This is a genomic window from Methanospirillum hungatei, from assembly GCF_020216685.1.
GTDB classification, from domain to species: Archaea; Halobacteriota; Methanomicrobia; order Methanomicrobiales; family Methanospirillaceae; genus Methanospirillum; species Methanospirillum hungatei_B.
The window spans coordinates 1-11,298 of record NZ_JAIWNS010000175.1 but is presented as its reverse complement, the minus strand read 5'-3'; the positions used below and the strand labels follow the sequence as shown (position 1 = coordinate 11,298).

Here is an 11,298-nt window from a genome sequence, read left to right as displayed (position 1 = left end):
TAATACGCATTCCATGCTTCTATTTCTGTATCATATGAATCAAAATTCGGATTCATGGCCTCTACTATCGCAACGGCAATCATATGTGCACACGGTCCTCCTGTCTGTATATAATCCTGACACGTGCAGGTATCTTCAATGACTCTATGATCGAATGAATCATCATGAATTATATAATGATCTTGCGTTTCCCGTACGACTACTCCTTTGCTCACCATCGATATCGCCCGTCTCCCCCTTCCTTTGTACTTTTGTATGATCCGTTTTTTCATCCGATCATCATAAGGAGCTCCGAGATCAAGATCTTCAAGTGGATCCCTCATTCTATACATCACATCCCAAATACCGTTACCTGTCTGCCTTCATGTTCAATCGTATCAGTAAAGATCCTCTTCTCCCAGCTCTTTCCTTTCTTCCGGTCATATATGAGCAGGTATACCTCTTCTGCTCCACATCGGTCAGCATACCTGGTCACCTGGTCAAGGCCTTTCTGAATCGTTGCTTCCCGTGAACCATACACAATCTTGCATTCGATGACAAACCGCTGAAATGTTCCGTCAGGCAGATGCCAAAGGATAAAAAGATCGGTCCTACCTCTGCCAAGTCCATAATCCCGCGTAATCTGTCCGCCTCCGTTGATTATCCGCTGTAAAAATGCCTGAAGGAGTAACTGAGGGCCGGCCTCCCGATAGGAGAACCTTTCAAGCCAGGATTCACTGTGTTCCCGGAAAAACTGCTGAAACTCCTGAAGAAGTTTTTTCATCTCCAGTCTGCCCCTGGAATCAATATACCATGCAGGTTTTTTTGTAATAGTAAGCTGGGTTGAGTATGTGAGAATTCTGGGTATTATCTCCTGATATATAGGATTGGAGATTCGAAGCTGGCCTTTGGTTGTAATAATTCCCAGATCCTCTGTGTACCAGATGTCATCTTCCGGAATCGTTTCAGGTCCGGATTCACCACATAATATAGGTTCAATAACTCTCCGGACACGCTCTTCCTGTAATTTATCCACCAGTTGGTCTAGGTGAGTCTCCCTCCTCTGGATGAGATGTTCTTTTGCCTCCATAACCATGGACTTACGTACCGGATTAGATCGGTTCTTCCCCTCTTCTATTTTGAAACAGATCTCATATGCAAGAGCATTAACCAGCCAGGGCTGACCCTGTGTCAGGTTCCAGACAGAGGATAGGGCTTCTTCTTCAAATATCTGCCCGGTCTCTTTGGTATGTTCAAGAAGCAGAGTTCTGGTTTCTTCTTCAGTAAAATTTCCAAGCCGTAGGGATTCGGCTTTGACATTAAATGCACTTCCACCGGTGATTATTGCCTTATCTTTATCTGAATGAATCCGGTAGTCACGGACGTCACGAACACCACAGAGGATGATTGATGATGGGAACGACGCAGGTCTTTCAGAGTAACCAGATCGAAGTTGCCGAAGAACTGAAATAAGAGTGTCACCAACCAAGGCATCAATCTCATCAATAAGAACAACGACCGGAAGAGAGATCTTTTTGCATATATCTGATAAAACCATTTTAAATGCTGCATCAGGACCATATACATCAATATAATGATTTATCTGATCCCTTAGTGATGCGTCCTCTATCGTTAAATCAGTCTGAAATGCAAGTTCGCTGATTATTGCTTTCATTCCTCTCCCAACATCACTTCTTGCAGTCTGTCCGGTTTCCACATTCATATACAATGTAGCAAATTTCCCATCACGGTTCAAATATTCCCGCAAAGCCAGTAGACATGAAGTCTTTCCACTCTGCCTTGGTGCATGCAGAACAAAATACTTCTCCTGATTGATGAGATTGAGTATTTCTGGTAGATCAAACCGGGAAAGAGGAGGAAGACAGTAATGTTTCTCACACTGTACAGGCCCGGCAGTATTGAAAAATCTCATCGTACGTAGCTATTCATCCTATAGTCAAATAACTTCTCCCGAAGATACAGATCCATCTGCCGGTTTATGATAATTCCTGAGGCCCCGGCATCATCCCTGCCATCAGCATCCGGGGGGTAATGTTCACCGATTACTCACTATTGTTCCGGATAAAAAGAGAAATAAATATTATTCCGTAAGGTGTACGAGTGCGATCACGATTCTGCAGGATCCGATGAAGGTTCCCCACTGCCAAACAATCAATCCCTGGATATGTGTGAGATGGTATCAGAGATAGCACACTCACACATAATTATTTGATGTACGTATAGAAAAATATTACGATTTTATATAAAATTATTATTAAATGTCTGCTTCTCTAATTTATATGAATGAATTATAAAAACCGGGGTCTTCACCAGATCTCTTCTGGAAAGAGGGTATTCCGGATGAGTGTAAGTTGCCGGTTTTGATAGATTACATGATTCACTTCAGAAAACGGGATATTCATTAAAGAACACCATTTTCTTCGGACATGGGTTTGGCTCACGAAAATTATGTACTTATGCCCGGTCAGGAATCCATCCGGCAGGATACGTTCTGGCAGGGGGGATCTATTCAGAGGCTGAAACTGTTCTTTCACAGAAATATCTCTCACAAATACAAAAAAATCCATGTTTTTTCCCGGTTTCGATAAATAAATTATATCCAGAAACCCGTCTTGTCGTCTCTCATTTCGGTACTATTCTGTATGCTATGCTGAAGGATGAAATCTTAAAAATATTCATAATCTAGGAAATACCTCTTATTTAGAATTCTACTATAAAAATACAATGATATCCAGAAATGAAGTATTAATTGAGGGATGACCAAAGATTTTTTTATCTAATAACCACAAATCCTATTTTCCTCTTCATTAAAAATGAAAAGAAAGATTCCAAAGATTTATCGTCAAATCCGGAATTTTATTTTCCATTAACAATATTGGATTATTTGGTATTGTAAGAGTAAATGAATTATGATCCCAGATAGCATTTGTCCAGGGAATAGAGCGATAGAATGTATCATTGATTGTGGAGTCAACTCCATAATTAACTGCACTATTTGAAGTATCAAAAATTATTTTCTCACTAATGTTGAGTGGAGCACTGTACTGTTTTACTTTTTTAAGATCTACAATAAAACTTCCGTATCCATTTCCGCTGTAGGAGCGTTTTTGTAAGGGATTTTCAATGTTAATTATATCTATTATAATGTTAGTAAGATTATTCTGGGATTCTGATAATTTTATTCGAGGTAAAGACATATTATAGTAATTATTCCTTGTTTGTTGTATTTTTTCATCTGTATCTGAATATATTAGACTCGTTTTTCGATTTCCCTTAGTAATGTAAATAATCCCATCTTCCCATTCGTAACCCTGGTTAATCCAAAAATTCCCTATTGGACGGAAAATAATTTTTGACTGGTTAATTTCTGAATATTGAGAATAAATAATATGATCATCCTTATTTTCCACCTGAATATTAATTGTATATAATGGATTATCTTGTACAGATGTGTTTACTTCGAGATATCCGGATGATTTAACAGATGAAAAATAGACGTCTCCTCCTCCTAATTGAATTGATTCACTCATCGTCATATTTTGCCGAAATGTCAGGATTTGAAGGATATCTGATGAAATTTTTAAAAAACTTTGTTCCACGTTGTGAAGATGATCAATCTCTGCCTGTTGTTTCAGTGATGGGATATAATATGCATTGAGAACAGAAATGAAGGATACTACAATCATCAGGAGTAACATAAAGGCAACAACCGGTGAAACAGCGTCATCTTTCATGACTGGGGTACACCTGAAAATATTATTGAATTTTTCGCAACAAAATCAATTCTAGCATTTTGAATAACACCACTAACAGTAATATGGTCTCCCAAATCGAAAACAGGTTTATCATACATAAAACTTATTTGCCTTCCATTTTGGAGAATTCTAATATCAGTAAATTTTATCCAGTCACCTCCCTTATGATAAAAAGTCACATTATTATTCGTAATCGGACTCATCTTTATATTAACCGTCGGAACCCGATCCTCAGGTAACTGGTTCATCAGACTTATCGTCACAATCGGCACGAGGATTAACACGAGTGATATCATCAAAACTTCACTCAGGACTGCCGAAACAGCAGGTTCTTCTCTCATTACACTCCTCCGTTTGCTGCTGCATCTGCCGCAACCCTGGCCGCTTCGGCTGCAATATCCAGCTGATATGGAATAATAAAAACAAATAACACAAAACATCCAAGGACAAGAAGAATAGCATGCTTTAAACCAGCCAGAACACTGTTCGCAGATAACTGTCCGGCCATAAGGCCGGAAAAAAACCCAAGAACCAACCCGATCCTGAACATATCGGTCAGGTTTCCCGATGTATCAAATGATATATTAAAATTCGTAAAAGATGAAACAAAGGAGACATTCAGGGAATAAGCGGTATACATATAAATCCCTACGGCCAGGTACACAATCATCACGTACGTGATCGCAATATTAAACCGGTCCTTCTTTAATTTCAGATAATGCTCGAAATCATTGATGGCAATAATCAGGACATCCTTGATATAATCGGTCACCTCGCTTGCCTTGACCAGAAGTGACATGGCACGTTTGACTGATACCAGTCCGATTCGATCTTCCATCCTGACCAGGGCGTTAATGGTTGTTGCCCCCCTCCTGATATCCTCTGATGTCATGACGAGTTCCTGTGAAAGCACCCCCAACTTTGAATTGGAGATCAGACTGATGGCCGTCTGTAACGTAACTCCTACATCTTTCATATCCACGAGCTGGCGGAGAAATTCCGGAGTATGAGACTCCACACTGTTCACAAACCAGCTTCTTCCTTCATACGCAAGAGAGGGGGGGGCAAGGGAAAAAATTATGAGCAGACTTATGAATGCTTCCAGGGACATTCCCGGTATCCATTCATTCAGATAACCCAGATAATAGAGTGCAGATACGATCCCGCCACACACACAACCAAGTGCAATTCCATAATTATAATCGGAAATATATGCCCGGGCCGGGTTTTTCAGTAAATTCTCCAGTTTGAAACGCTTTCTCTTTGCTTCCACCCTCTTTAAAAAATTCTTATCGACTTTTGAGTACTCCTCTTTCCCTATCATCACATCGGAAAATTCAGATTCTTCTCTTGGTTTCCTCGTAATATCCATCTTAATGGAGGGGAGCATCAGGTACAGAATGTAAATCATCCCTATCGATCCAAGAGCAAGACCGATGATAATGAGCGGCATATATCCGGCAAGATCGGATTTTCCTCCCAGGTTCTGTGCCACTATGATAATGATCATCGTGATAGGTCCTGCAACAAAAGCCGTCACATAGACCTCCGCCATCACCTCAATCGTTTTTAATATTGATTCCAGTTCACGAGCTGCAGACTCTCTGAAATAAGCCGATCTGGATGAGAGAAAATTCGTCACATCTCCTCCGCTGTTTGAGAGAAGAAGGAGATCATTTAAAAATTCCTCAAGATTCTTCGATGGAGTAACCTTTTGCAGGTTTCTGATAGCAGTATACAGATCATCACCAAAGACCTCAACATCTCTGACAATGAGGCCAAACTCCTTCCCCACTTCTCCAAAAAGATCGTCAGCCTCGTAAATCTTTCTGATGACATTATATAATGTCATGGTCGTGGAAAGGGCTTGCATGTACGTGATTGCATAGGGAAGATCAAGATCGATTGAGGATTTTCTTCCCATTGCAACCGTCTGCGGATAGGTGAAAATGCCGATGATAACACCAGGAACGAGAAGGACGAATGCAATCAGGATCGTATAGATATTGGCCATTCCTGGTATCAGCTGGACATCCTCAGGAAGAGAGAGTATATAGGCTGTCAGCATTACAAAAGCACTGACTGATGCAATGCTGCATTTCAGTAATAACATGAAAAAAGAATACTGTGAATAGGGAAGATGAGCAGCCCGGATATATCTTCGAATATTGGTTCCTTCAAGCCATGTATCAACCTGCCGGGGAGATATGAGCATCATGCCATCCTCCGTAGATCAGAGATCATCTGGATGAGGATTTCAGGATCGGTACTGTACTGATTCCGGAGTTTGGCAAGGAACGAAGCACGAAGATTCAACTGGAACTGAATCTCTTCATCGGTCCAGTTATGCATGTACTGAATCGTCTGTAATGTTTTGGATTTTTTAAATACTTTTTTAAATGAATCTTTTTTCGGATCGTATTCATACAGGGTATTCCAGTTTACCTTGTCACCTTCTCCAAGGACAATCTCGTGAATAGCATCACAACGTCGTATCATCCTGCCGGCACGGTAATGAAATGTCTGAATAACCATAAGGTTTAAAGCACCAAACATAGCAGGGGGGACATTTATCGGTTCGTTTGTCAGACGGTTCAAAGCCTCTTCGATATTTCCCGCATGAAGGGTAGATAGAGTGGTATGGCCTGAGTTCATCGCCTGAAAAAGAGTCTGGGCTTCGTTGCCTCTCACTTCACCGACTATAATATACTCCGGCCGCTGTCGCAGTGAGGCTTTTAACAGGTCAAAAAGATCAACACTGCCCCGATCATTAAACGAATTGCTCACTCTTGTCTGAACCGGGAGCCAGTTTTTCTGGGGGATCTGAATCTCCCTAGTATCTTCAAGAGAGACGATCTTTGAATTATGAGGTATAAAAAATGAGAACGCATTCATTGCTGATGTTTTACCACTGGCAGTTCCCCCGACAACAATGAGACTCTGACGGTTTTCAAGAGCAAGCCAGATGAATGCCAGAAGTTCGTTACTATACGTCCCGAATGCAAGCAAAGTCGCCGGAGTCATCGGGTCGGATCTGAACTTACGAATTGTAAAAGAACTGCCCTTTGTTGAAACGACATCAGAATATGTAATCTGGGCTCGTGCTCCGTTTGGGAGTGATGCATCAAGGAGGGGAGATGTAAGTGAAACCTGTTTATCTGCTTTTTGTGAGAGTTTCAGAACGAACCGATTGAGTTCTTCCGATTCAAACCTGATAGATGTCGGGATACTTCCATAATACCGGTGATGAATATACACGGGAAGATCATGGCCGTTACATGAGATATCCTCAAGAAGTTCATCATACATCAGAGGGTCTATCTTCCCATATCCATTCAGATTACGTCGAAGATAATAATAGATGACTGAGAGCCGATCATCGTGAATTTTCGGTTCATACGTCCTGACAATCTTTGCAACTTCACCATATTCAAGAAAAAGATCTCCCCTGGATACCGGTTTGTCATATACCAGTACATCACGGAGTGTTTCGTGCGTCTCTTCAAGAATGATTCTCTCACGGGGAGTCAGTTCAGGTTCAATCACCCGGTACGATCGCTCCTTGTTTTTATCCTGTAAAATGACTGCATATGCATGCGGCTGATAAAGCCAGTATGCTTCCTCTGCAATATCATCATCACCGGCTGGAATATTCATCACCGATGGAACCTGAAGGGTATCAGGAATTGGGGCTTCATCCCGGCTGGGCTTCTCTTTTCTTTGAAAACCTGAAATGGAAAACCCTTTCAAACCCTTTTTGAGGGGACTTAAGAGTTTGGAAAATCCCTGCTCCTCTTCAGCGTCCTTTACCGGTTCATCAGGTGAATGAACAGAATCTGATGATTCTTTTTTATGGTCACGGTCGAAAATTTTTGAAATCAGAGCATCAATACGCTCATCAGGTTCAGATTCTATTGAGTGAGTAATCTTCGGAACAGACACCCTTTGTTTCTTTTCAGGTATTGGTTTTTTATTCCCGTTTTTCTCTATTTTTATCTGGTAGTAATGACCTTTGTCATCCCTGATCCTGGTAAGATAGACTTTTTCTCCTGTTTTAAATTGAAGGGTGATATCATTTTGAGACGGATCATATTCTTTCCCTGAAGATTTTATTAAAAAGGTTGCAAATCGGTTAATATCAGATCTATTTGGGATGATGGAGGTTTCTGTTTCTCCAAGGGTTTTTTTGTGCCATACATGGACCGGTTTTCCGGGGTGGGTGCAGAGAATTCTTGTAATGTTTGGGTCAGAAAGAATAACCCGAATCCATTTTACAATATCCTGGTTAAAACTCAGGGCCGTATACAGAAGATGGTGTTTTCGATCCGGAATATCCGGATAATTCTTATGTAAAAACCCTGAAAAATCATTTTCTGATATCCTGAATGCACCCTCATGAAATGTCTGTAAACCGCTCTTCTTTTTTATATACTCTATTGATGCCTGTATTGCACTTTTTTCATGTTCACTCAGGGAAATTATCGATATCTGGTAAAAAAACCGGTCAGGAGGAGATACGATGATGGTGACTTCTATCATATCATGATAGAGATGATATGAGGAGATGATCCTCTCAGAAACAAGACTCCGGGTTTCTGACGAGGGTTTTTCAATAGTGAAAATCAAAGGAGTTATATCCTTCTTCTGCCCTGAAAAATAGACCTTCAAACCAGTTCGGAGTTCGACCACGTCAGGTATAGTATCATAATCAACCGGGCGAATCGATCTGTTACATAATTTTTTTACAAGTATTCGAATTTCATCCTCACGAAGACGAAGGGAGGTGAACATGGTCTCATATGTGTCGTGGGTAACGCTCACAACGCCATCCGGACCATTGATCGCTATTGAACTGACAAAAGGATCGTCAATGAGAGGTTGCACCGGTCCAAATCCCCTGGAATCCCTGAGTATATAATACTCAAATAATTTGATCTTATCCGGGGGTAAGGAAGGATATAATTTTGAAGTTTCGAGGGCGAATTCGTGAGAAAAGTCTTTGACAAACTGCTGGTTTCTTTTTTTATCCTGAAATAATCGGGAAAAATGTGAACGCAGAAATTTAATCCGTTCAAAATCATCTCCCCTGAGTTCTGGTTCTGTTACCTGGTATTCATAGAATAACGGACCGGTCTGAATTATTGATATAATTACCTCAGTTTTTGGGATCTGATACTGGGAGGCTAACATTGGAGAGAAATCTCCACCCTGTTTACTCTCTATCCCGTCCATAATTTTTTTGATGGTATGCGAAAATTTTTCTCTATTATTATGAAAAAATATAAAATCTTATTAATCTTTCAATTATGAATTTTTTCTATAATACTTTGTTCTATGCATTCAAAAGAATTATGTTTCATGATATCAATATACATAACATTGAACGGATATCTCTCTCCAAGGTATTTAATAAATTTATTTTTAATTAAGAAAAATTTTTTGATACAGTAATAGAATATATAACATTCCAGAGATGCTGAAAAAAATAGAGCAGGACTACGTTCTTGAAATCCTCATGTATAGATATGACGGGAATACTAATCATTGATGATACGGAAGAAGATCTGAAAAGAACCAGAGATATTCTTAGCCAGGCCGGGTATCGTGTCACTGGAATAGCACAGGATGGAGAATCAGGGCTGCAACAATATTGTGAGATATCTCCTGAACTGGTAATTATTGATCTGATTCTACCTGGGATGAATGGTATTGATCTTCTCCAAAAGATACGGGAAGTAAATCCATCCGCCCGGATTATTCTGTGTACCTCTGCAGGTCAGGGACCGGTTATTGATCTGGCGATGAGATCTGGTGCGAATGGTTATGTCGTGAAACCCTATGATCCGGAGATATTACTCTCTGCAGTACGAAGAATACTGGGCAGTCCTGGATAACAATTTATCTCCTTCCTTCGACTAGTTCTTTTTGCAGATATGACCTGTATTTACTCTTATCAGATAATATTGAACTAACATTTCATAAAAACCAGATACTCTGTTTAAACTATCCGGAGAAGAAGGATTTCCCGGTTCATGCAATGGAATGGGCCGGTGCCAGGATTTGTACGAGTGATAATTGGAGTACTGCTCTTAAAGACGACGCTCTGTCCGTGTATGAAATGGCTGGAAATATCGGTATTAGGGCACCTGCTCCCAGATGAAGTAACCCACTGCACATAATTGTATATCTTCAGGAATATTAATAATATCTATTCATACTTAATAATTAATTGTAATACCGGTTCGATACATCTACCTCTTAGCATTGTCTTATTGTCGTTATCCCTCTGAATCATCAATATCCCTGAGAATTGGGTGACTCGTATTCCATTATACAGAAAAGACATAATCTCCCAGCGAGCATATGACTTGGGTACCTGATAATGACAGACAATACCATTCAGGGCAAACGAGACCCTGAGTATCTCGTTGAGATGTCAGAATACCTGAATGCCCTTGCAAATCCGGTCCGGCTGCAGATCCTCTCCTCTCTTGAGACCAGGCCTATGGAACTTAAAGAGATCGCCGCCATCACCAGGACCAGCTATGAAAATATCAGGAAACATATTGACAAACTCCTTCTGGCTGGTCTTGTCAGAAAAGACGCCGGTATGAGCTCTGAGACCATGACCGGAATCCACCCGGTGTGGAAGTACTCACTTGCACCCGGCGGGATGGAACAGATCATCACGAACCTTTCGATGTTCTCAAAAGTGCCCCTGATGATCACCCATAGAGACCTTGCGTCCCAACTCAGTACTATCCGAAAAGATATCAGCACACAATTTGGGGTGACCTCACCATGTCTCTATCTGACAACCGGCCCAGAAGAAGGAAAGATATTCCCTCTGAATGGAGAAAAGATCCCCCTTGGCCGGGTCGATCCAACAGACATGAGTTTTTCAAAGATGCAGAACAGTGTTGTGATGTTAAGTCCTGAGTATAAATCAGTCTCCCGTATCAGCAGACCTCATGCCCGGATGTATCATGGAGAGGGATGGGAGATAGAAGATTGTGGCAGCACATCCGGAACCTTTGTCAATACCGAACCTATTTCACCGCATACCAGGCGAACCATAACCGACGGGGATCTCATTATCCTTGGAACCGGTAATATGTCGGCACGGTTCCTCTTTATCACCGATTAAAAAAAACTGCCTGAAATGATATGATTACAAAGTCCATTCTTAATAATTTTTTCATTCTACTCAGTCTCCTTATCGTTTTTACCGCTCCTGTATCTTCTGAATCCATAAACGCGGATCTTGTTTGGAAAAATGGCGATCTCATAGATAATATCGGAAACAGATCTCCTTATCCTGATTCAGGAACTTTTTACCCTCCGCAGTTTACTGGTGGGAGAGGGGTCCCGGAACCTGAACCAATACACCTTCCTTTTGAAAGTTGGCAGCTACCTGCTGTATCCATCGGAGTGAGTCTGATTATTCTGATCATCATGCTCATTGCCGGATTTTCAATCGGCGGACAATACCAGTACTCCTCTTCCAAAAGGGCGGAATTCATGATGATAATCTGTCACATCA

Annotated in this window: 8 protein-coding genes; 2 read left to right on the top strand and 6 right to left on the bottom strand. The window is 40.9% G+C overall.

Features of this window, described 5'->3' with window-relative positions:
• From LDL35_RS10990 to LDL35_RS10965, 6 genes are all read right to left on the bottom strand, one after another.
• On the bottom strand, positions 1-323 hold a 323-nt coding region (locus LDL35_RS10990; RefSeq protein ID WP_304022385.1), incomplete at its 3' end, for an SWIM zinc finger family protein.
• 8 nt (positions 324-331) lie between these two features.
• Positions 332-1,912: an ATP-binding protein gene (locus tag LDL35_RS10985; protein ID WP_304022383.1), complete on the bottom strand. Its 1,581-nt coding sequence runs from the start codon at positions 1,910-1,912 to the stop codon at positions 332-334.
• A gap of 895 nt (positions 1,913-2,807) precedes the next feature.
• Entirely contained in the window at positions 2,808-3,734 is a 927-nt protein-coding gene (locus LDL35_RS10980; RefSeq protein WP_304022382.1) for a hypothetical protein, read from the bottom strand.
• Positions 3,731-4,096 carry a type IV pilin N-terminal domain-containing protein gene (locus tag LDL35_RS10975; RefSeq protein ID WP_304022381.1) on the bottom strand — a complete coding sequence of 122 codons (366 nt, stop codon included), beginning with the start codon at positions 4,094-4,096 and terminating at the stop codon, positions 3,731-3,733. The genes LDL35_RS10980 and LDL35_RS10975 overlap by 4 nt, the downstream gene beginning before the upstream one ends.
• Positions 4,096-5,973 carry a type II secretion system F family protein gene (locus LDL35_RS10970; protein ID WP_304022380.1) on the bottom strand — a complete coding sequence of 626 codons (1,878 nt, stop codon included), beginning with the start codon at positions 5,971-5,973 and terminating at the stop codon, positions 4,096-4,098. Before LDL35_RS10970 ends, LDL35_RS10975 begins: the two co-directional genes overlap by 1 nt.
• A complete protein-coding gene (locus LDL35_RS10965) occupies positions 5,970-8,945 on the bottom strand; it encodes an ATPase, T2SS/T4P/T4SS family (RefSeq protein WP_304022379.1) in 2,976 nt (991 codons plus the stop codon). Before LDL35_RS10965 ends, LDL35_RS10970 begins: the two co-directional genes overlap by 4 nt.
• Positions 8,946-9,280: 335 nt before the next feature.
• Here LDL35_RS10965 and LDL35_RS10960 point away from each other — a divergent pair, with 335 nt between their 5' ends.
• Positions 9,281-9,649: a response regulator gene (locus LDL35_RS10960; RefSeq protein ID WP_304022377.1), complete on the top strand. Its 369-nt coding sequence runs from the start codon at positions 9,281-9,283 to the stop codon at positions 9,647-9,649.
• Positions 9,650-10,137: 488 nt separating this feature from the next.
• A complete protein-coding gene (locus tag LDL35_RS10955) occupies positions 10,138-10,902 on the top strand; it encodes an FHA domain-containing protein (RefSeq protein WP_304022375.1) in 765 nt (254 codons plus the stop codon).
• The last annotated feature ends 396 nt before the right edge of the window (positions 10,903-11,298 follow it).

Excerpts from the sequence above, each read along its gene's own strand:
- LDL35_RS10985 (WP_304022383.1), bottom strand. The coding sequence starts at position 1,912 with ATGAGATTTTTCAATACTGCCGGGCCTGTACAGTGTGAGAAACATTAC.
- LDL35_RS10980 (WP_304022382.1), bottom strand. The coding sequence starts at position 3,734 with ATGAAAGATGACGCTGTTTCACCGGTTGTTGCCTTTATGTTACTCCTG.
- LDL35_RS10975 (WP_304022381.1), bottom strand. The coding sequence starts at position 4,096 with ATGAGAGAAGAACCTGCTGTTTCGGCAGTCCTGAGTGAAGTTTTGATG.
- LDL35_RS10970 (WP_304022380.1), bottom strand. The coding sequence starts at position 5,973 with ATGATGCTCATATCTCCCCGGCAGGTTGATACATGGCTTGAAGGAACC.
- LDL35_RS10965 (WP_304022379.1), bottom strand. The coding sequence starts at position 8,945 with ATGTTAGCCTCCCAGTATCAGATCCCAAAAACTGAGGTAATTATATCA.
- LDL35_RS10960 (WP_304022377.1), top strand. The coding sequence starts at position 9,281 with ATGACGGGAATACTAATCATTGATGATACGGAAGAAGATCTGAAAAGA.
- LDL35_RS10955 (WP_304022375.1), top strand. The coding sequence starts at position 10,138 with ATGACAGACAATACCATTCAGGGCAAACGAGACCCTGAGTATCTCGTT.